Genomic DNA, 22,097 nt, shown 5'->3' on the forward strand with positions numbered 1-22,097 from the left:
GGCTTCGTTCCGACAAATTCGTACCCTCATGGCGTGTCCCTGAAGTGTATGCCATAGCGTCGCAAGCGAGCGCCCACCGCTGCACTCTTTTTCCTGTCCATACAAGCTGTTACTGTACCGACCCAGAAGCCCAAACGCCGCCATGGATCGGATCTCACGCCCGATGCGTCCCCTCCTACTGCTGTTCCTCAGCCTGGCCTTGAGCTTTCCCGCCTCTGCGACTATCAGCGAGAGCCACGGCTACGCCCAGTTCGGGACACTCAAGTATCCTGCCAGCTTCAGTCATTTTGACTGGGTCAACCCCGATGCGCCCAAAGGCGGCACGTTGCGCATCATGGCGTCCGGCACTTTCGATACGCTCAACCCCTACACGTTCAAGGGCAGCAGCCCGATCTCGACCGCGCATTTCCTGCAGTACGGCGCCAATGAGCTGAACGAACCCTTGATGGTCGGCACTGGCGCTTACGACCCCTCGGGGGATGAGCCTGCCTCCAGCTATGGCCTGATCGCCAGAAGCGTCGAGTACAGCGAGGACCGCAGCTGGGTGGTGTTCAATCTGCGTCCGGAAGCGCGTTTTCACGATGGCAAGCCCATCACCGCCTACGACGTAGCCTTTTCCTATCGCCTGCTACGTAACGACGGTCATCCGCAGTACCGCACCAACCTGCAGGAAGTGAAACGCGTCGACATTCTGGGCCGGCACCGCATCCGCTTCGTCTTCAAGCGTGCCGGCAATCCGCTGCTGATCCTGCGCCTGAGTGAACTGCCGGTCCTGCCGCAGCACTATTGGAAAGATCGCGACTTCAAGAGCACCACCTTCGAGGCGCCGCTGGGCAGCGGTCCCTACCGCATCGTTCAGGTGGTACCTGGCCGGCGCCTGGTGTTCGAGCGGGTGAAGGACTGGTGGGGCAAGGATCTGCCGGTCAATCGCGGCAAATACAACTTCGACCGCGTCGAGGTGGAGTTCTACCGCGACAACCATGTCGCCTTCGAAGCCTTCAAGGCCGGCGAATTCGACTTCTACATCGAGAACCAGGCAAAGAACTGGAGCAACGGCTATCGCTTTCCGGCCGTGACCCGCGGCGATGTGATTCGCGCCGAGATACCGCACCAGATTCCGACCCAGACCCAGGCGCTGTTCATGAACACGCGCCGCGATCTGTTCAGCGACCGCCGGGTGCGTGAGGCGCTGGGGCTGATGTTCGATTTCGAGTGGACCAATCGCACGCTGTTCAACAACGCCTACGTGCGCGCCGCCAGCTACTACCCCAACAGCGAATTCTCGGCCACTGGCAAGCCCGAAGGCGCGGAGTGGCTGTTGCTCTCGCCGCATCGCGACAAGCTACCCGCACGCCTGCTCACCGAGCCACCGACACAACCGGTAACTGACGGTCGCGGCATCCCTCGGGAAACCTTGCGCCGCGCCCTCGGTCTATTGGCCGATGCCGGCTGGAAACCCTCCGGCCAGGAGCTGCGTAATGCTCGCGGTCAACGCCTCGAGTTCGAGATCATGCTGGTCAACCCCAGCCTCGAACGCATTCTCCAGCCCTATACTGCCAACCTCGCCAGTATCGGCATACGCGCCAACCTGCGCACTGTCGATCGCGCCCAGTACAAGCAGCGCCTTGACCAGTTCGACTACGACATGATCCTGCTGACCCTGCCGCAAACCCTCAGCCCGGGGCTGGAACAATCGCTGTACTTCCATTCCAGCCAGGTGAACATCAAGGGCGGCAAGAACTATGCAGGCGTCAACGATCCGGTGGTCGACGAGATGATCGACAAGCTGCTCTCGGCGCAGACTCGAGACGAACAGGTAGCCGCCACGCGGGCCCTGGACCGAGTCCTGCTCTGGCAGCACTACAGCATTCCCAACTGGTACATCAATTATCACCGCCTGGCGTACCGCAATCGGTTCGCCTTCGTCACCACGCCGCCCTACACACTGGGCCTGCGCACCTGGTGGCTGAAGCCCACGGAGAACACTCGATGACCCACCCGCTGCGCAGTTTCCTGCTTCACGGTAGCAGCCTCATTCTGCTCGGCCTGGCCGGCCTTGCCTTCGCCGCCCCCAAACACGCCGTCACCCTCTACGACGAGCCGCCCAAATACCCCGCCGACTTCACGCACTTCGAATACACCAATCCCGACGCGCCCAAGGGCGGCACCTTTCGCGAAGCGGGTTTCGGTGGCTTCGACAGCCTCAACCCCTTCATCAGCAAAGGCGTGGCCGCCGACGAGATCAACCTGATCTACGACACCCTTGCCGTGCAAAGCATGGACGAACCCTTCACCGCCTACGGATTGGTGGCGGAAAAGATCGAGAAGGCACCTGACAACGCCTGGGTGCGCTTTCTGCTGCGCAAGGAAGCGCGCTTCCACGACGGCACGCCGATCACCGCCGAGGACGTCAAGTTCACCTTCGATACGCTGATGGAAAAAGGCGCGCCGATGTACCGCGGCTACTACGCCGACGTCGAGCAGGTGGAAGTGGAATCGCCGCACAGCGTGCGCTTCGTGTTCAAGCACGCCGGCAACCGCGAGCTGCCGCTGATCGTCGGCCAGTTGCCGGTGCTACCCAAGCACTGGTGGGCCGAACGCGACTTTGCCAAGAGCAATCTCGAGGTACCGCTGGGCAGCGGCCCGTACAAGGTCGGCCGCGTCCAGGCCGGCCGCAGCATCCGCTACGAGCGTGTCGACGACTGGTGGGCCAAGGATCTGCCCGTGAGCCGCGGCTTCTACAACTTCGACAGCATCCAGATCGACTATTACCGCGACAACACCGTGGCCCTGGAGGCGCTGAAGGCCGGCCAGTTCGACTACTGGCTGGAAACCAGCGCGAAGAACTGGGCCACGGCCTACAACACCCCGGCGGTCGCCAACGGCCAGCTGATCAAGGAAGAAATCCAGAACCGCAATCCCACCGGCATGCAGGGTTTCATCTTCAACACCCGCCGTCCGCAGTTCCAGGATCGCCGCGTACGTGAGGCGCTGGGCCTGCTGTACGACTTCGAATGGGCCAACAAACGCCTGTTCAACGGCGCCTATTCCCGCACCCGCAGCTATTTCGACAATTCCGAACTGGGCTCGCAGGGGCTGCCCGGCGAAGACGAACTGGCGATTCTAGAACCGCTGCGCGGCAAGATTCCGGCCGAAGTGTTCAGCGAGGAATTCCGTGTACCGGTCACCGACGGCAGCGGCATCATTCGCGAGCAACAGCGCCGCGCCTACCAGTTGCTGCAGCAAGCCGGCTGGCGTATCGAAGGTGATCGCATGCTCGACGCCAATGGTCAGCCGGTCAGCTTCGAGTTCCTCCTCGCGCAAACCGAGTTCGAGCGCGTGCTGCTGCCATTCAAGCGCAACCTGGCCGATCTCGGCATGGATCTGGTGATTCGCCGCGTCGACGTTTCACAGTACGTCAACCGCCTGCGCTCACGTGACTTCGACATGATCGTCAGCGGCTTCGGCCAGTCCAACTCGCCGGGCAACGAGCAACGCGAATACTGGCACTCCTCCAGCGCCGACAATCCCGGTAGCCGCAACTTCATCGGCCTCAAGGACCCGGCCATCGACCAGATCGTCGAGGGATTGATCAACGCCGACTCCCGGCAGAATCTGATCGCCCACACCCGCGCCCTCGATCGCGTGCTGCTGTGGGGTTATTACGTGATCCCCAACTGGCACATCAAGACCTGGCGCGTCGCCTACTGGAACCGCTTCGAGCATCCGAAGGTGACGCCGCTCTACGACATCGGCCTGCACACCTGGTGGGTGCGCCCGGATCTGGAGCAGCCGAGCGAGGCCCCGCAGCCAGCCGCAGAACAGGCGGAGCAATAACATGCTGGCCTATATCTTTCGCCGTCTGCTGCTGATTATCCCGACCCTGTTCGGCATTCTGGTCATCAACTTCATCATCATCCAGGCCGCGCCCGGCGGCCCGGTCGAACAGATGATCGCCAAGCTGGAGGGTTTCGATGCGGCCGCTGGCGGCGCCACCGGACGCATCGGCGGAGGCGGCGCCGAAGTGTCGGTGGCCGGCTCCAACTATCGCGGCGCCCAGGGCCTCGATCCGCAGCTGATCGCCGAGATCGAAAAGATGTACGGCTTCGACAAGCCGGCGCCCGAGCGTTTCTGGATCATGCTGAAGAACTACGCCCAGCTGGATTTCGGCTCCAGCTTCTTCCGCGACGCCCAGGTCATCGACCTGATCATCGAGAAGATGCCGGTGTCGATCTCGCTCGGGCTATGGAGCACCCTGATCATGTATCTGGTCTCCATCCCACTGGGGATCGCCAAGGCCACCCGCCACGGCAGCGCCTTCGACGTCTGGACCAGTTCGGCGATCATCGTCGGGTACGCCATTCCGGCTTTCCTCTTTGCCATCCTGCTGATCGTGCTGTTTGCCGGCGGCAGCTACTGGGACTGGTTCCCGTTGCGCGGTCTGACCTCGAACAACTTCGAGCAACTGAGCCTCGGCGGCAAGATTCTCGACTACCTCTGGCACCTGGTGCTGCCGGTTACGGCGCTGGTCATCGGTAACTTCGCCACCCTGACCCTGCTGACCAAGAACAGCTTTCTCGACGAGATCAACAAACAGTACGTGGTGACCGCCCGCGCCAAGGGCCTGACCAACAATCGCGTGCTCTACGGCCACGTATTCCGCAACGCCATGCTGCTGATCATCGCCGGCTTCCCCGCCGCCTTCATCGGCATCTTCTTCACAGGCTCCCTGCTGATCGAGGTGATCTTCTCCCTCGACGGCCTGGGCCTGATGAGCTTCGAAGCGGCGATCAACCGCGACTATCCGGTGGTGTTCGGCACCCTGTTCATCTTCACCTTGCTGGGGCTGATCGTGAAACTGATCGGTGACATCACCTACACCCTGGTCGATCCGCGTATCGACTTCGAAAGCCGGGAGGGTTGAGCATGAAACTTTCCCCTCTCAATCGACGCCGCTTCGACCGTTTCAAGGCGCACAAGCGTGGCTGGTGGTCGCTGTGGCTGTTTCTTATCCTGTTTGGCCTGAGCCTCGGTGCTGAACTGATCGCAAACGACAAGCCGCTGGCCGTGCGCTACGACGGGCAGTGGTATTTTCCGGTGCTCAAGCGCTACCCGGAAACCGTGTTCGGCGGCGAATTCCCGCTGCAGGCCAACTACAAGAGCCCCTACATTCAGGACCTGATCGCGGAAAAGGACGGCTGGATGATCTGGCCGCCCATCCCGTTCAGCTATTCGAGCATCAACTACGACCTGGAAGTACCGGCACCTGCACCGCCCTCGGCGCAGAACTGGCTGGGCACTGACGATCAGGGCCGTGACGTACTGGCACGAGTGATCTACGGCTTTCGCATCTCGGTGCTGTTCGCCCTGATCCTGACCCTGGCCAGTTCGGTGATCGGCGTGATCGCCGGCGCGCTGCAGGGCTTCTATGGCGGCTGGGTCGACCTGATCGGTCAGCGCTTTCTGGAAATCTGGTCAGGCCTGCCGGTGCTCTATCTGCTGATCATTCTCGCCAGCTTCGTGCAGCCGAATTTCTGGTGGCTGCTGGGGATCATGCTGCTGTTCTCCTGGATGAGCCTGGTCGATGTGGTGCGCGCTGAGTTCCTGCGCGGGCGCAATCTCGAGTACGTGCGCGCTGCGCGGGCGCTGGGCATGGAGAATGGCGCCATCATGTTCCGCCATATCCTGCCCAACGCCATGGTTTCGACCATGACCTTCATGCCCTTCATCCTCACTGGCGCGATCGGCACCCTGACGGCTCTGGACTTCCTCGGCTTCGGCCTGCCCCCTGGCGCGCCATCGCTGGGTGAACTGGTCGCTCAGGGCAAGAGCAACCTGCAGGCACCCTGGCTGGGCATCAGTGCCTTCGCCGTATTGGCGATCATGCTGAGCCTGCTGGTATTCATCGGTGAAGCCGCCCGCGATGCCTTCGACCCGAGGAAATGACATGAGCCAGAACGAAACCCTGCTGCAAGTACGCGACCTGGCCGTCGAGTTCGTCACGGGCGAGCAGTGCCAGCGTGTGGTCGAGAACGTCAGCTTCGACATTCATAAAGGCGAGACCCTGGCCCTGGTCGGTGAAAGTGGCTCGGGCAAGTCGGTCACCGCGCACTCGATCCTTCGCCTGCTGCCCTACCCGCTCGCGCGCCATCCGCACGGCAGCATCGAGTACGCCGGCGAAGACCTGCTCAAGCTCAGCGAAGGCCGCCTGCGCGGCATTCGCGGCAACCGCATCGCCATGGTCTTTCAGGAGCCGATGACCTCGCTCAACCCGCTGCACTGCATCGAAAAGCAGATCAACGAGGTGCTTGCCCTGCACAAGGGCCTGCGCGGCAAGGCCGCCAGCGCGCGCACCCTGGAACTGCTGGAACTGGTCGGCATCCCGGAACCGAAGAAGCGCCTGAAGGCCTACCCGCACGAACTCTCTGGCGGCCAACGGCAGCGCGTGATGATCGCCATGGCCCTGGCCAATGAACCTCAACTGCTGATCGCCGACGAGCCGACTACCGCCCTGGATGTCACCGTACAGTTGAAGATCCTCGAGTTGCTCAAGGATCTGCAGGCGCGCCTGGGCATGTCGCTGCTGCTGATCAGCCACGACCTCAACCTGGTTCGCAGAATTGCCCACCGCGTATGTGTCATGCAGCGCGGTTGCATCGTCGAACAGGCGTCGTGTGAAGAATTGTTCCAGGCTCCGCAGCATCCCTACACTCAGGAACTGCTAGGCGCCGAGCCCAGCGGCGACCCTGCGGCCAACCCCGTGGGCCAGCCGTTGCTTGAAGTGGACGACCTGCGTGTGTGGTTCCCGATCAAAAAGGGCCTGCTGCGCCGGACGGTGGATCATGTCAAAGCGGTGGACGGCATCAACTTCAGCCTGCCCCAGGGCCAGACCCTGGGCATCGTCGGTGAAAGTGGTTCCGGCAAGTCCACGCTGGGCATGGCCATTCTGCGGCTGCTCGCCAGTCGCGGTGATATTCGCTTCCAGGGCCAGCAGTTGCAGGGCCTCAGCCAGCAGGAAGTACGTCCGCTGCGCCGGCAGATGCAGGTGGTGTTTCAGGACCCCTTTGGGAGCCTGAGCCCACGCATGTCGGTGAGCCAGATCGTCGGTGAAGGTCTGCGCATTCACGGCATGGGCAACGAGGCGGAGCAGGAACAAGCCATCATCGACGCGCTTTTGGAGGTAGGGCTGGACCCGCAGACGCGGCATCGCTACCCCCACGAGTTTTCTGGCGGGCAACGGCAGCGGATTGCCATTGCCCGGGCACTGGTGTTGAAACCGGCGCTGATCCTGCTGGACGAGCCCACTTCGGCGCTCGACCGTACGGTACAGCGTCAGGTGGTGGAGTTGTTGCGCGGCTTGCAGGCCAAGTACAACCTGACCTATCTGTTTATCAGCCATGACCTGGCGGTAGTCAGAGCGCTGAGCCACCAGTTGATGGTGGTCAAGCAGGGCCAGGTGGTCGAACAGGGGTCTGCCGAGTCGATCTTCAGTGCACCGCAACACCCTTATACGCAGCAGTTGCTGGAAGCCGCTTTTCTGGCCCCGGCAACGGCTCACTGATCCTTGAAACAGGAAGAGGAATAGCACAATGGGTTTTCTAACCGGTAAGCGCGTACTCATCGTTGGCGTTGCCAGCAAACTGTCCATCGCCTCGGGTATCGCCGCCGCCATGCACCGCGAAGGTGCCGAGCTGGCCTTCACCTACCAGAACGAGAAGCTCAAAGGCCGCGTCGAAGACTTCGCTGCCGGCTGGGGCTCCAGCGCCGACCTGTGCTTCCCTTGCGATGTGGCCAGCGACGAGGAAATCGCCGCTGTGTTCGAAGCACTGAGCAAGAAGTGGGATGGCCTGGACTGCATCGTCCACTCGGTCGGCTTCGCTCCGGGCGACCAGCTCAATGGCGACTTCACCGACGTCACCACCCGTGAAGGCTTCAAGATCGCCCACGACATCAGCGCCTACAGCTTCGTCGCCCTGGCCAAGGCCGGTCGCGAGATGATGAAAGGCCGCAACGGCAGCCTGCTCACCCTCTCCTACCTGGGCGCCGAACGCACCATGCCCAACTACAACGTCATGGGCATGGCCAAGGCCAGCCTGGAAGCCGGCGTACGCTACCTGGCCGGCAGCCTCGGCCCGGAAGGTACCCGCGTCAACGCCATCTCTGCCGGCCCGATCCGCACCCTGGCCGCCAGCGGCATCGCCAGCTTCCGCAAGATGCTGGCTGCCAACGAGAAGCAGACTCCGCTGCGCCGTAACGTCACCATCGAGGAAGTCGGCAATGCCGGCGCCTTCCTCTGCTCCGACCTGGCTTCGGGCATCAGCGGCGAGATCATGTACGTCGACGGCGGCTTCAACACCACCGCCATGGGCGCCATGGAAGACTGAGAAGGTCGCCGGACATCGTAGAGCGATGCCCGGCTCTGCCGCACCTCATGCACGGCCAAGCCGTGCCTGAACCCACAATGCCGCATATTGCTCAGCAAGTGCGGCGTTGTCGTTTCTGGCTTTTGTCAGCATTCAGCTACCCGAACCGAAACGCCACCACTACTCGGCACGCTTCAACGCTGGTGTTGTCCTAGCTGGAAGCCTGGAACCGAGATGGGTCAATGATCCCGACAAACAAATGGCGCACCTGCCTGATCTGCGTACTATGCAGCCTTGTGGTCGGCTGCGCCTTGCCACCGCTGGATGGCCGTACCGAGAGCCAGGCCTTCACCCAGGCCGAAACGGCCGATACCACGCTGGGGCAAGCACTGGGCAGCGAACGCGACGCCCACCCCGGCCTGTCCGGCATTCTTACGCTGGCGGCTGCCCGCGATGCCTTTGCCGCGCGCATGCTCCTGGTCGAAGCGGCCGAGCGCAGTCTCGATGTGCAGTACTACATCTGGCGCAACGACATTACCGGCACCCTGCTGCTCGATGCGCTGCTCAGAGCCGCCGAACGAGGCGTTCGCGTTCGCCTGCTGCTGGATGACAATGGCATCGCCGACCTCGATCAGACCCTGAGCACGCTCGATCGCCACCCCAACATCGAAGTGCGCCTGTTCAATCCCTTCTCCCTGCGCCAGGCCAAGGCGCTGGGTTATCTGACCCACTTTCCACGCGCGAACCGGCGCATGCACAACAAGTCCTTCACCGTGGACAACCAGGCCACCATCATCGGTGGACGCAATATCGGCGACGAATACTTCGACGCCAGTGAGGGGGTGCTCTTCGCCGACCTCGATGTACTGGCAATCGGCCCGGTCGTGGCCGATACCTCCGCCGACTTCGACCGCTACTGGGCCAGCGACTCCAGCTACCCACTGGAGCTGATCGTGTCTCGCAGCCGGAGCGCTCCACAACCCCTGCACGATATCGCGGCAGACCTTTCCAGCTCGCCTGCAGCCAGCGGTTACGTGAAAACCCTGCAGGAAAGCGAGTTCATTCAGCGCCTGCTGGACAAGAAGCTTGGCTTTGAATGGAGCGAGACCACACTGGTCAGCGATGATCCCGCCAAGGGCCTTGGCAATGCCAGTGACGGCGAGCTGCTGATCAGCCACCTGGGCGAAATGCTCGATATTCCACAGGCACGCGTCGACCTTGTATCGCCCTACTTCGTCCCCACGCAAACCGGCGTCGATATCTTTACCGGCCTGGTACAACGCGGCGTTGAAGTGCGCATCCTGACCAATGCGTTGGAGGCAACGGACGTGACGCCCGTACACGCCGGCTACGCCAAGCGCCGGCGTGCCCTGCTCGAAGGCGGCGTCAAACTCTATGAAATGCGCCTGGGTGCGGACGACGAAGGCCACCGGGAAAAAGCCGGCCCATTCGGCAGCTCCGGCTCGAGCCTGCACGCCAAGACCTTCGCCCTCGATGGCCAGCGAGTATTCATCGGCTCATTCAACTTCGATCCACGCTCTGCCAGCCTCAATACGGAAATGGGTTTTCTTATCGAAAGCCCGAAACTGGCGGCAGCCATCGGCCAGGCATTCGAAAGCGATATCCCGGCCAATGCCTACGAGCTGCGACTGGACGAACACGACCGAATCTACTGGCTGCAGCGCGTGGATGGCGGGCAACGGCGATTCGATAGCGAGCCCGGTACAGGCCTGCTCAAACGCCTGGGCATTCATCTGCTCTCGTGGCTGCCCATCGAATGGTTGTTGTAACCCAGAAACAACAAAGCCCCGCACTTGGCGGGGCTTTCTCGTGACGGACAGCGATCAGAAACGCTCGATATCAGCCTTGGCTTCCAGCTGCTTGCGCAGCGCGGCGAAGTCCTGCTGGCCGGCACGCGACGCCAGGAAGTTGCGGTACATAGCGAGCTCTTCGTCAGCCAGCGCCTCTTCCGGCACATTCACACCATCGAGGCGCAGCACGACGTAATCGCCATTGTTCAGCGTCACGCCGGCGAAGGTGGGCTCGCCCGCCTTCGCTGGCTTGGGCATACGGAACAGCGCCTGCAGCACTTTGGGCTCGATGCCGTCCTGGCTACGAGTGGCCGCCTCCTGAACCTGCCAATCAGCAGCAGACTGCTCACCGGCCTGGGCAGCAGCCAGTTGCTTCTCACCTTCGGCCTTGGCCGCGGCACTGGCACGCTCCTGCTGCAGATGGGCACGAATGCTTTCAGCAACCTGCTCCAGGGGCAACTGCTCGGGCTTTTTGTGTTCCTTGACGCGCACGACGACCACGGTGCTCGGGTCCAGCTCGATGGTCGAGCTGTTGGTGCCATCTTCCAGAACTTCAGGACTGAATGCAGCCTGCAGCACCTGGCGGTTGGCAGTGATGCCAGTTGCACCACCCTCACGACCGAAGGCTTCGCTGGTCTTGACCTCAAGACCCAGCTCCTGGGCAGGCTGAGCCAGATCCGATGCTTCGAACGCGGCGTCTTCCAGCTGCTTGGTCGCCTCGACGAAGCGCTGCTCGACCTGTTGCGCTTTGAAGTCACGCGCCAGCTTGTCCTTCAGACTGTCGAAGCTTGGCACTTCTGGAGCCTGAACACCCAGCAGCTTGATCAGGTGCCAGCCGAACTCGCTCTGCACGGGGTCGGAAACCTGGCCCTGCTGCAGCGCATAGAGCGCCTCCTCGAAGGCCGGATCGTAAACGCCAGGGCCAGCGTAACCCAGATCACCGCCATCGGCAGCCGAACCTGGGTCCTGCGAGAACTCCTTGGCCAGGGCAGCGAAATCTTCGCCAGCATCCACACGCGCCTTGATCTCTTCGATCTTGGTACGCGCAGCCTGGTCATCGCCCTCGATAAGTATGTGCGCAGCCTGACGCTGCTCAGCCAGGTTGGCGATCTCGCTCTCGTACAGCGGCTGCAGATCTTCATCGCTGACTTCGACCTGATCGAAGAAGCTGTCCTTGTGCAGCTCGACGTACTCCAGCACGACCTGCTCAGGGCTCATGAACTCGCCAGCGTGCTCGTCGTAATAGGCGTTGACGTCGCTGTCGCTCAACTCGATCGCAGCGCTATCGGCCTTGATGGTGAGACTCGCGAAGTCACGGGTCTGGCGCTCGAGATTGGCGAAGGCACGCGCCTCCTGCTCGGTGACGAAGCTGCTGGCGCCGAGACCGGCACGCAGCTGCCCAATCAGCATTTCCTCTTCCAGCATCTGGCGGAACTGCAGGCGGGTGTAGCCCATCTGGCGAATGACCTGATCGAAGCGCGCGGCATCGAAGCGGCCATCTACCTGAAATTCGGGAGTTTGCAGAATCACCTGGTCCAGCGATCCCTGCGAGAAGGCGAAATGAGCGTCACCGGCTGCCTGAAGCAGCAGCTTGCGCTCGATCAAGCCCTTGAGCGAAGCCTCACGCAGCAGGTTGTCGTCGAGCAGCGAGGCATCAAAATCGCGACCCAGTTGCTGCAGCAGCTGACGACGCTGCATTTCAACGGCCTGGTTGAGCTCGTTGAGGGTAATGGTGTCACCGTTCACGTCAGCCGCATTGTTGCGATTGCTGGTCCCCGTGACGATGGCTTCGAAACCGGTAAACGCCATCAGCATCACAATGAGGCCGATGATGATTTTGGCAATCCAACCGCGTGAATTGTCCCTGATGTTTTGCAGCATGCTTCCCCCAGAACGACTGTACAGAGTCACCAGCCGCGCAGTGTGGGTAATGTCCAGATAGAAGAAAGGCGCATCCTTGGATGCGCCTTCTCGTAACGCGTTAAGCGGTCAGAGCAGAAGAGTCTAGGACTACCTGCGCTGCCCCCTAACAGCCGCCAGACAGAGCCTGACGGCGAGGCAAACCCAGAAGACGCTTAGTTGACGGCGTCTTTCAGAGCCTTGCCAGCTTTGAAGCCTGGGATCTTGGCAGCAGCGATGCTGATCGGCTTGCCGGTCTGCGGGTTGCGACCAGTGCGAGCAGCACGCTCTTTGACAGCGAAGGTACCGAAGCCTACCAGCACAACGGAGTCACCAGCCTTCAGAGCGCCAGTGACGGATTCAATCACTGCATCCAGCGCGCGGCCAGCAACAGCTTTCGGGATATCAGCAGATGCAGCGATGGCATCGATCAGTTCCGACTTGTTCACTCTAAGTCCCCTTATTTCTGTTGAGTTTGTTTCTTGATTTTTAGTGTAAGCAAAGCGGGTGCTGGATGGCCTGCCGACACAATAAAAGCCGCTTTATAACAAGGGCTCAAAAATTGTGTCAAGGAAGCCCCCCGGCTAATGCGTGCTGATTCGCTCCTTGGAATCAGACTCGCGCTTGTCATCCGTTGCAACCATCTCCGGAGCCGCATCGGGCAAGGGCTCCGGGGCGTATTGCAGCGCAATTTGCAGGACCTCGTCAATCCATTTAACCGGTTTAATCTGCAGGTCTTGCTTAATATTTTCCGGAATTTCCTTCAGATCACGCACATTTTCTTCGGGAATGATCACGGTCTTGATCCCACCCCGATGAGCCGCCAGAAGTTTTTCCTTGAGCCCACCGATTGCCAGCACCTGACCACGCAGGGTGATTTCCCCGGTCATGGCCACGTCCGCCCGTACCGGAATCTGCGTCAGGGCCGATACCAGTGCCGTGCACAAACCAATGCCCGCGCTCGGGCCATCCTTGGGCGTGGCACCTTCGGGCATATGGATGTGAACGTCGCGCTTCTCGTTGAAATCAGCCGGGATCCCCAGGCTTTTTGCACGGCTTCGAACCACCGTCATGGCTGCCGTCATCGACTCTGCCATGACATCACCCAGCGAACCGGTCTTGATCAGATTGCCCTTGCCAGGCACCACGGCCGTCTCGATGGTGAGCAGCTCACCGCCGACCTGAGTCCAGGCCAACCCGGTCACCTGACCGATCTGATCCTGCTGTTCGGCAAGGCCATAGCGATGCTTGCGCACACCCAGGAAGTGCTCCAGGGAATCGGTGCTGACCGTGACCTGGAAGCGCTTCTCGCGTACATGCTCCTTGACCACTTTGCGGCAGACCTTGGCGATTTGTCGCTCCAGACTGCGCACACCAGCTTCACGCGTGTAGTAACGAATGATGTCGCGAATCGCCGACTCGTCGAACTCCAGCTCGCCCTTCTTCAGGCCATTGGCCTGTATCTGCTTGGGCGCCAGGTACTTGATGGCGATGTTGACCTTCTCGTCCTCGGTGTAACCCGGCAGACGAATGACCTCCATCCGATCCAACAGCGGGCCGGGGATGTTCATCGAGTTGGCGGTGCAAAGGAACATCACATCCGACAGGTCATAGTCGACCTCCAGATAGTGATCGTTGAAATTATGGTTCTGCTCAGGGTCGAGGACTTCGAGCAATGCAGAGGCAGGATCGCCGCGCATGTCCTGGCCCATCTTGTCGATCTCGTCGAGCAGGAACAACGGGTTGCGCACGCCGACCTTGGTCATCTTCTGAATCAGGCGACCCGGCATCGAGCCGATGTAGGTGCGGCGGTGCCCCCGAATCTCGGCCTCGTCACGTACGCCGCCCAAGGCCATGCGTACGAACTTGCGGTTGGTCGCGGTGGCGATGGACTCGGCCAGCGAGGTCTTGCCTACGCCGGGCGGGCCAACCAGACACAACACCGGCCCCTTGAGCTTCTTCACCCGCTTCTGCACGGCGAGATATTCAAGAATGCGCTCCTTGACCTCCTCAAGGCCGTAGTGATCGGCATCGAGAATATTCTCGGCACGCGCCAGATCCAGTCGCACCTTGCTTTCGGCCTTCCACGGCACGTTCACCAGCCAATCGATGTAGGAGCGCACCACAGTGGCTTCAGCGGACATCGGCGACATCTGCTTGAGCTTGTTCAGCTCGGCATTGGCTTTTGTCAAGGCTTCCTTGGTCAGCCCCGCGTTATCGATGCGCTTGCGTAGTTCGTCGAGTTCGCTATGACCTTCATCGATATCGCCAAGCTCTTTCTGAATGGCCTTCATCTGCTCATTCAGGTAGTACTCGCGCTGACTGCGCTCCATCTGCTTCTTCACGCGGCCGCGAATACGTTTCTCGACCTGTAGCAGGTCGATCTCGGCATCCAGCAGGGCCAGTACGTGCTCGACGCGAGCGGACAGCGCGGTGATTTCGAGGATTTCCTGCTTTTGCTCGATCTTCAGCGCCATGTGCGCGGCCATGGTGTCGACCAGGCGGCTGGGCTCATCGATGCTGTTGAGCGAAGACAGGACTTCGGCCGGGACCTTTTTGCCCAACTGCACGTACTGCTCGAACTGACTGAGCAGACTGCGGGTGAAGACTTCCGATTCGCGCTCGGCAGTTTCGCCCTCCTCGATCAGTTGCACCTCGGCACGGCAATGATCATCGAGATCGATGAAACGCTCGATCGAGCCGCGCTGCTCACCCTCGACCAGCACCTTGACGGTGCCGTCGGGCAGTTTGAGCAACTGCAGGACGGTGGCAACGGTGCCAACGCGATAAAGATCCTGATCATCCGGATCATCGACGGCCGGGTTCTTCTGGGCTACCAGCAGGATCTGCTTGTCACCCGTCATCGCCGCCTCGAGGGCCTCGATGGATTTCTCACGCCCGACGAAAAGCGGGATGACCATGTGCGGATAGACCACTACATCGCGCAATGGCAGGAGAGGCAATTCGATGGTTGTCTTCATGATTTCGGCTCAGCGGCGGCCATAAGGCCGTAAACAGGCGGGATTACCCTTGGCTTTTAAGATGGGGGTAGCTCCCGTAAAAAACAAGCGCAATGTCCACAAAAGCGAAGGGGCCCGAGGGGCCCCTTCTTTGCATCGTGTAACAGCCGTCAGGCGTCTGGCGCGGCCTTCGCCGGCGGTTCGCTGTTCTCGTAGATCAGCAGCGGCTTGGACGAACCCTCGATGACGCTCTCGTCGATCACCACCTTGCTCACGTCCTGCTGGGACGGGATCTCGTACATGGTGTCGAGCAGAATGCCCTCGAGAATCGAACGCAGGCCACGCGCACCGGTCTTGCGTTCCAGTGCCTTCTGCGCCACGGATTTCAGCGCATCGGAACGGAACTCCAGATCCACACCTTCCATCTCGAACAGCTTGGCGTACTGCTTGGTCAGCGCGTTCTTCGGCTCGGTGAGAATCTGCACCAGAGCAGCCTCGTCCAGCTCCTCCAGTGTCGCGATCACCGGCAGACGACCGACGAACTCGGGAATCAGGCCGAATTTGACCAGATCGTCCGGCTCGACCTCGCGCAGAGACTCGCCGATCTTCTTGCCTTCCTGCTTGCTGCGCACTTCTGCACCGAAACCGATACCACCTCGGGTGGAGCGAGCCTGAATGACTTTCTCCAAGCCGGCGAACGCACCGCCACAGATGAACAGGATATTACGCGTATCAACCTGCAGGAACTCCTGCTGCGGATGCTTGCGCCCGCCCTGCGGCGGAACCGAGGCCACGGTGCCCTCGATCAGCTTGAGCAGCGCCTGCTGCACGCCCTCGCCCGACACGTCACGAGTGATCGACGGGTTATCGGACTTGCGCGAGATCTTGTCGATTTCGTCGATGTAGACGATACCCATCTGGGCCTTCTCGACATCGTAATCGCACTTCTGCAGCAGCTTCTGAATGATGTTCTCGACGTCCTCACCGACATAACCGGCTTCGGTCAAGGTGGTGGCGTCAGCGATGGTGAACGGCACATTGAGCAGGCGTGCCAGCGTTTCGGCCAGCAGCGTCTTGCCCGAACCAGTCGGACCGATCAGCAGAATGTTGCTCTTGCCCAGCTCGACATCGTCTTTCTTGTCGCGCTGATTGAGACGCTTGTAGTGGTTGTATACCGCTACCGACAGCACTTTCTTGGCGCGCTCCTGACCGATCACGTACTGATCGAGGATGCCGCTGATTTCCTTGGGTGCCGGGAGTTTGTGCGCGCTGCTCTCGGCCTGTGCTTCCTGCACCTCCTCGCGGATGATGTCATTGCACAGGTCGACGCATTCGTCGCAGATGAAGACGGAAGGACCGGCGATCAACTTGCGCACTTCATGCTGGCTTTTGCCGCAGAAGGAGCAATAAAGCAGTTTGCCGTTGTCCTCACCGTTACGGGTATCAGTCATTCGATCAATCCAATACGGTAGGCTTGAAACACAAGATGAAGGCAAATGCGGGCATTTTCAAGGGCGCAGCTCGCGTCAGTGAAGGATGCCCGCGACCAGTGCCTTATCTAGACCGGCATCTGACGCTTTTCGTGCACGGCATCGACGAGACCATATTCCACGGCGCGCGAAGCGCTCATGAAGTTATCGCGGTTGGTATCACGCTCGATGGTTTCCAGGCTCTGACCGGTGTGCTGAGCCAGCAGCTCGTTCAAGCGCTCACGGATAAAGAGGATTTCCTTGGCGTGGATCTCGATGTCCGAGGCCTGCCCCTGGAAGCCGCCCAGCGGCTGGTGAATCATCACGCGCGAGTTCGGCAGGCAGAAACGCTTGCCCTTGGCGCCGCCAGCCAGCAGGAAAGCACCCATGCTGCAGGCCTGACCAATGCAGGTGGTGGACACATCCGCCTTGATGAACTGCATGGTGTCGTAGATCGCCATGCCGGCAGTCACCGAGCCACCCGGCGAGTTGATGTACAGATGGATGTCCTTGTCCGGATTCTCTGCTTCCAGAAACAGCAACTGGGCGCAGATCAGGTTGGCCATGTAGTCCTCGACCGGGCCAACCAGAAAGATCACGCGCTCCTTGAGCAGACGCGAATAGATGTCATAGGCACGCTCGCCACGAGCGGATTGCTCGATGACCATCGGCACCAGGCCGCCAGCGGCCTGGATTTCAGGCATGTTTTGCATAAAAGGATTGCGGGACATGTCTTGCGCTCACTCCCTAATAGTCATGTCTCAAATACACATAAGCCAGCACGGAGGCTGGCTTAAGGTGGTGTACTCGAACGAGGTTACCAGATCAGTCGGCTTTAGGAGCTTCCGCCGGCTTGACTGCGTCTTCGTAGGAAACCGCTTTATCGGTCACGTTGGCCTTCTGCAGAACAGTATCTACAACTTGCTCTTCCAGTACAACCGAACGCACTTCGTTCATTTGCTGGTCGTTCTTGTAGTACCAGGCAACGACCTGCTCAGGCTCCTGGTAAGCCGAGGCCATCTCTTCGATCAGCTCGCGCACGCGGGCTTCGTCAGGCTTGAGTTCGAACTGCTTGACCACTTCAGCGACGATCAGGCCCAGCACCACACGGCGCTTGGCTTGCTCTTCGAACAGCTCGGCCGGCAGTTGGTCAGGCTTGATGTTGCCACCGAATTGCTGAACGGCCTGCACGCGCAGACGATTCACTTCGTTACCGATCAGCGCCTTCGGCACCTCGACCGGGTTGGCAGCCAGCAGACCGTCCATTACCTGGTTCTTAATCTTGGACTTGATGGCCTGACGCAGTTCACGCTCCATGTTCTTGCGAACTTCGACACGGAAACCCTCCAGACCGCCGTCCTTGATACCGAACAGGGCGAAGAACTCGTCGTTCAGCTCAGGCAGTTGCGGAGCGGAAACGCTGTTTACGGTAACGGTGAACTCGGCGGTTTTGCCGGCCAGATCGAGGTTCTGATAGTCCTCGGGGAAGGTCGGGTTGATCACGCGCTCTTCACCAGCCTTGACACCGACCAGGGCGTCTTCGAAGCCCGGGATCATGCGGCCGGAGCCCAGCACCAGCTGGGTGCCCTTGGCGCTACCGCCAGCGAATGCTTCGCCGTCGATCTTACCGACGAAATCGATGTTCAGCTGGTCGCCATTCTCGGCAGCGCGCTCAACAGCTTCGAAACGAGTGTTCTGCTTGCGCAGGATGTCGAGCATGTTGTCGACGTCGCTGTCGGCGACTTCAGCCTGCAGGCGCTCGATGGCGATAGTGTCGAGGCCGGTTACCTGGAACTCAGGGAATACTTCGAAAGTAGCGACGTATTCCAGATCCTTGCCCTTCTCGAAGGACTTCGGCTCTACAGCCGGAGCGCCGGCCGGGTTCAGCTTCTGCTCGACCACGGCCTCATAGAAGGTAGCCTGGATCAGGTCGCCCAGCGCTTCCTGACGAGCGGCATCTTCATAGCGCTGACGAATCACGCTCATCGGCACCTTGCCAGGACGGAAGCCAGGAACCTTGGCACGACGGGCAGTCTGTTGCAGACGCTTGTTGACTTCGGTCTCGATGCGCTCGACGGGTACGCCGACAGTCATGCGGCGCTCAAGAGCAGAAGTGCTTTCAACAGAAACTTGCATGGATATTCCTCGTTGCACAGACATAAGCCGGCTCGAACCGGCCCCGAATCAAGGCCAAGCATTCTAGAGGGTCAATGTGCAGAAGTCACCCTAGAAGCAGGCGGCAGTCGGGAGGGGCTATATAAAGATGGTGCGGACGGAGAGACTCGAACTCTCACACCTTGCGGCGCCAGAACCTAAATCTGGTGTGTCTACCAATTCCACCACGTCCGCGTGGCTTTGCAGCTTAAAACAAAAACGCCAGGCTTTTGGCCTGGCGCTTTGGAATATGGGGTGGACGATGGGAATCGAACCCACGACACCAGGAGCCACAATCCTGTGCTCTACCAACTGAGCTACGCCCACCATATTGCATTTGCTTACTCAACTTGCCTGACCGCCAAATGGCGCACCCGGCAGGACTCGAACCTGCGACCATCCGCTTAGAAGGCGGATGCTCTATCCAGCTGAGCTACGGGCACTTATCCATCTGCTAGCGCAGACTTACAAGCTTTTGGCTCCAACCTCACCACCAGGGCTTGGCTCTTGCCGCCTCACCCAGCGAGTGGCTGTTCCTGAGAAGCGGGGCGAATGTTATAGACGGCTCCCAACCTCGTCAACAGAAATTTTCAAAAAAATTCAGCGATTTAAAGGAGTTACGCGAAAACGACGGTAGGCGCCTTTGCCCAAGTGAGCGCCCATGCGAGAATGCGCGTCCTTTTTTCATCCTTCTTACATGGTTAACCAGCGCAATGACCGCACAACTGATCGACGGCAAGGCGATCGCCGCCAGCCTCCGCCAGCAGATTGCCCAACGTGTCGCCGAACGCCGCCAGCAAGGCCTTCGTGCGCCAGGCCTGGCCGTGATCCTGGTCGGCACCGATCCTGCCTCCCAGGTCTATGTGTCACATAAACGCAAGGATTGCGAAGAAGTCGGCTTTGTTTCCCGCGCCTATGATCTGCCGGCAGAGACCAGCCAGGCCGATCTGCTCGCCCTGATCGACGAGCTCAATGAAGACCCGGCCATCGACGGCATCCTGGTACAGCTGCCGCTGCCGGAGAATCTCGACTCGTCCCTGCTGCTCGAACGCATTCGCCCGGATAAAGATGTGGACGGCTTTCACCCCTACAACATCGGCCGCCTGGCCCAGCGCATGCCGCTGCTGCGCCCTTGTACCCCCAAGGGCATCATGACCCTGCTGGAAAGCACCGGCGCCGATCTCTACGGCATGCATGCAGTGGTAGTTGGCGCGTCCAATATCGTCGGCCGACCAATGGCCATGGAGTTGCTGCTGGCCGGTTGCACCGTGACCGTCACCCACCGCTTCACCAAGGATCTGGCTGCTCACGTCGGCCAGGCCGATATCGTCGTGGTCGCTGCCGGCAAGCCTGGGCTGGTCAAGGGCGAGTGGATCAAGCCAGGCGCCATCGTCATCGACGTCGGCATCAACCGCCAGGAAGACGGCAAGCTGGTCGGCGACGTGACCTTTGATGCCGCCCTGCCCCGCGCCGGCTGGATCACCCCGGTTCCAGGCGGCGTTGGCCCGATGACCCGCGCCGGCCTGCTGGAAAACACCCTGCACGCGGCGGAGCATCTGCATAAATAAGCGGTACGGCTGAATGAAAAACGGCACCCTAGGGTGCCGTTTTTTATCGCGGCTGAAGCCGCTCCCACAAGGAAGGAAGCCCCCTCGCCGAAGGGCTTCAGCCACTGCGCCCCTGAGATTCAGTTGCGCGACTGTTCCCAGGACTTGAGCAACTCGTCGTAGGCAATGGTCTCGCCTTTGGGTTTCTCGTTGGCCAGCTTGGGCTTCGGTGCGCCCGGCTGATCGAACCAGTACTGCGGATCACGCGGCTCGTTCAGCTTCGGCCCGCATTCACCCAGCACGCCGGAGCGTTCCAGGCGACCGAGCATGGTGTCCTGCGCAGCCGCCAGGCCATCCAGTGCCTGTTGCGGGGTCTTGTCGCCGCTGGCGGCCTCGGCAATGAACTGCCACCACAGCTGAGCCAGACGCGGGTAGTCCGGTACGTTGGTACCGGTCGGCGTCCACTGCACGCGCGCCGGGCTGCGGTAGAACTCCACCAGCCCGCCGAGCTTGGGCGCGGCGTCGGTCATGGCCTGGGAGTTGATGTCCGACTCGCGAATCGGCGTCAGGCCGACCAGGGTCTTCTTCAGCGACACGGTCTTGGAAGTGACGAACTGGGCGTAGAGCCAGGCGGCCAGACGCTGCTTCTCCGGGGTGGACTTGAGGAAGGTCCAGGAACCGGCGTCCTGATAGCCGAGCTTCATGCCCTCCTCCCAGTACGGTCCTTTCGGCGAAGGCGCCATGCGCCACTTCGGCGTACCGTCTTCGTTGACCACCGGCAGGCCCGGTTTGGTCATGTCGGCGGTAAAGGCGGTGTACCAGAAGATCTGCTGGGCGATGGCGCCCTGCGCAGGCACCGGGCCGGATTCGGAGAAGGTCATGCCCTGCGCTTCCGGCGGCGCGTACTGGCGCATCCAGTCGACGTATTTCTGCGTGGCGAACACCGCCGCCGGCCCGTTGGTGTCACCACCGCGGGCGACACTGGAACCCACCGGCCGGCAGCCGTCAACACGAATGCCCCACTCGTCCACCGGCAAACCGTTGGGTAGGCCCTTATCGCCGCCGCCGGCCATGGAGAACCAGGCATCGGTGAAACGCCAGCCCAGCGACGGGTCCTTCTTGCCGTAGTCCATGTGGCCGTAGACGCGCTGACCGTCGATTTCCTTGACGTGCACCGAGAAGAACTCGGCGATGTCCTCGTAGGCCGACCAGTTGACCGGCACGCCCAGCTCGTAGCCGTAAATCTCCTTGAACTTGGCCTTGAGCTCCGGGCGCTCGAACCAGTCGGCGCGGAACCAGTAGAGGTTGGCGAATTGCTGATCGGGCAATTGATACAGCTTGCCGTCCGGCCCGGTGGTAAAGGAAGTGCCGATAAAGTCTTCGAGATCCAGGGTCGGTGAAGTGAAGTCCTTGCCCTCACCCTTGATCATGTCGCTGATCGCCACGGCCTTGCCGTAGCGCGCGTGGGTGCCGATCAGGTCGGAGTCGTTGACCCAACCGTCGTAGATGTTCTTGTCCGACTGCATCTGCGTCTGCAGCTTCTCGACCACGTCGCCTTCCTGCAGCAGGTCGTGCTTGAGCTTGATCCCGGTGATCTCGCTGAAGGCCTTGGCCAGCACCTTGGACTCGTACTCGTGGGTGGTGATGGTTTCCGACACCACACTGATATTCATGCCACGAAACGGCTCGGCGGCCTTGATGAACCATTTCAGCTCTTCGAGCTGCTGCTCGGGCGTCAGAGTCGATGGGTTGAATTCATCGGCGATCCATTTCTTCGCGGCCTCTTCATAGGCATCCGCCCAGGCCGCACCGCTCAAACCGGACAACGCCAGCAAGGCGGCCAACGCCATGCTATGTCGGGTCTTGTTGTTATTGTCGAACATAGAGACCTCCA

General features: G+C 60.7%; 15 protein-coding genes and 3 tRNA genes. 8 read left to right on the forward strand and 10 right to left on the reverse strand.

Features of this window, described 5'->3' with window-relative positions; genetic code table 11:
• Positions 1 to 163: 163 nt before the first annotated feature.
• The 7 genes from BLT86_RS07200 to BLT86_RS07230 all read left to right on the forward strand — a co-directional run bounded on the left by BLT86_RS07200 (position 164) and on the right by BLT86_RS07230 (position 10,153).
• The gene (locus BLT86_RS07200) at positions 164 to 1,993 is read left to right on the forward strand and encodes an extracellular solute-binding protein (protein ID WP_092375685.1); all 1,830 of its coding nucleotides are present in this window, start codon (positions 164 to 166) and stop codon (positions 1,991 to 1,993) included.
• Positions 1,990 to 3,837 carry an extracellular solute-binding protein gene (locus tag BLT86_RS07205; RefSeq protein ID WP_092375688.1) on the forward strand — a complete coding sequence of 616 codons (1,848 nt, stop codon included), beginning with the start codon at positions 1,990 to 1,992 and terminating at the stop codon, positions 3,835 to 3,837. Before BLT86_RS07200 ends, BLT86_RS07205 begins: the two co-directional genes overlap by 4 nt.
• A gap of 1 nt (position 3,838) precedes the next feature.
• Positions 3,839 to 4,924 carry a microcin C ABC transporter permease YejB gene (locus BLT86_RS07210; protein ID WP_092375692.1) on the forward strand — a complete coding sequence of 362 codons (1,086 nt, stop codon included), beginning with the start codon at positions 3,839 to 3,841 and terminating at the stop codon, positions 4,922 to 4,924.
• 2 nt (positions 4,925 to 4,926) lie between these two features.
• Complete coding sequence (locus BLT86_RS07215; RefSeq protein WP_092375695.1) at positions 4,927 to 5,946, forward strand: ABC transporter permease; 1,020 nt, start codon at positions 4,927 to 4,929, stop codon at positions 5,944 to 5,946.
• A gap of 1 nt (position 5,947) precedes the next feature.
• Positions 5,948 to 7,561, forward strand: coding sequence for an ABC transporter ATP-binding protein (locus BLT86_RS07220; RefSeq protein WP_092375698.1), 1,614 nt, complete (start codon positions 5,948 to 5,950; stop codon positions 7,559 to 7,561).
• A gap of 28 nt (positions 7,562 to 7,589) precedes the next feature.
• On the forward strand, positions 7,590 to 8,384 hold the full coding sequence (gene fabI / locus BLT86_RS07225) for an enoyl-ACP reductase FabI (protein WP_003461408.1): 795 nt from the start codon (positions 7,590 to 7,592) through the stop codon (positions 8,382 to 8,384).
• Between the two features lie 221 nt (positions 8,385 to 8,605).
• Positions 8,606 to 10,153 carry a phospholipase D family protein gene (locus BLT86_RS07230; protein WP_021488935.1) on the forward strand — a complete coding sequence of 516 codons (1,548 nt, stop codon included), beginning with the start codon at positions 8,606 to 8,608 and terminating at the stop codon, positions 10,151 to 10,153.
• Between the two features lie 54 nt (positions 10,154 to 10,207).
• Here the strand turns inward: BLT86_RS07230 and BLT86_RS07235 are convergent, their stop codons facing one another.
• The 9 genes from BLT86_RS07235 to BLT86_RS07275 all read right to left on the reverse strand — a co-directional run bounded on the left by BLT86_RS07235 (position 10,208) and on the right by BLT86_RS07275 (position 19,099).
• Positions 10,208 to 12,055, reverse strand: a complete 1,848-nt coding sequence (locus BLT86_RS07235; protein ID WP_021488934.1) for a SurA N-terminal domain-containing protein — start codon at positions 12,053 to 12,055, stop codon at positions 10,208 to 10,210.
• A gap of 194 nt (positions 12,056 to 12,249) precedes the next feature.
• Positions 12,250 to 12,522: a nucleoid-associated protein HU-beta gene (gene hupB, locus BLT86_RS07240; RefSeq protein ID WP_003239952.1), complete on the reverse strand. Its 273-nt coding sequence runs from the start codon at positions 12,520 to 12,522 to the stop codon at positions 12,250 to 12,252.
• Positions 12,523 to 12,657: 135 nt separating this feature from the next.
• A complete protein-coding gene (gene lon / locus BLT86_RS07245; RefSeq protein WP_021488933.1) occupies positions 12,658 to 15,054 on the reverse strand; it encodes an endopeptidase La in 2,397 nt (798 codons plus the stop codon).
• Positions 15,055 to 15,203: 149 nt separating this feature from the next.
• Entirely contained in the window at positions 15,204 to 16,484 is a 1,281-nt protein-coding gene (gene clpX / locus BLT86_RS07250; protein ID WP_017676722.1) for an ATP-dependent Clp protease ATP-binding subunit ClpX, read from the reverse strand.
• Positions 16,485 to 16,591: 107 nt separating this feature from the next.
• Positions 16,592 to 17,233 (reverse strand): ATP-dependent Clp endopeptidase proteolytic subunit ClpP, encoded by a 642-nt coding sequence (gene clpP / locus BLT86_RS07255; RefSeq protein WP_004424103.1) that lies wholly within the window; start codon positions 17,231 to 17,233, stop codon positions 16,592 to 16,594.
• 94 nt (positions 17,234 to 17,327) lie between these two features.
• Positions 17,328 to 18,638 (reverse strand): trigger factor, encoded by a 1,311-nt coding sequence (gene tig / locus BLT86_RS07260; RefSeq protein ID WP_021488932.1) that lies wholly within the window; start codon positions 18,636 to 18,638, stop codon positions 17,328 to 17,330.
• A gap of 128 nt (positions 18,639 to 18,766) precedes the next feature.
• Positions 18,767 to 18,851 (reverse strand) — tRNA-Leu (locus BLT86_RS07265).
• Positions 18,852 to 18,907: 56 nt separating this feature from the next.
• Positions 18,908 to 18,983: transfer RNA gene (locus BLT86_RS07270), tRNA-His, on the reverse strand.
• 39 nt (positions 18,984 to 19,022) lie between these two features.
• Positions 19,023 to 19,099: transfer RNA gene (locus tag BLT86_RS07275), tRNA-Arg, on the reverse strand.
• A 270-nt stretch (positions 19,100 to 19,369) separates the two neighbouring features.
• Here BLT86_RS07275 and folD point away from each other — a divergent pair.
• Positions 19,370 to 20,224 (forward strand): bifunctional methylenetetrahydrofolate dehydrogenase/methenyltetrahydrofolate cyclohydrolase FolD, encoded by an 855-nt coding sequence (folD, locus tag BLT86_RS07280; RefSeq protein WP_021488920.1) that lies wholly within the window; start codon positions 19,370 to 19,372, stop codon positions 20,222 to 20,224.
• Positions 20,225 to 20,343: 119 nt separating this feature from the next.
• Here folD and BLT86_RS07285 read toward each other — a convergent pair whose 3' ends face one another.
• Positions 20,344 to 22,086 carry an ABC transporter substrate-binding protein gene (locus tag BLT86_RS07285; protein ID WP_092375702.1) on the reverse strand — a complete coding sequence of 581 codons (1,743 nt, stop codon included), beginning with the start codon at positions 22,084 to 22,086 and terminating at the stop codon, positions 20,344 to 20,346.
• Positions 22,087 to 22,097: the final 11 nt, after the last annotated feature.

The organism is Pseudomonas sihuiensis, assembly GCF_900106015.1.
In the GTDB taxonomy this organism is placed as follows: domain Bacteria; phylum Pseudomonadota; class Gammaproteobacteria; order Pseudomonadales; family Pseudomonadaceae; genus Aquipseudomonas; species Aquipseudomonas sihuiensis.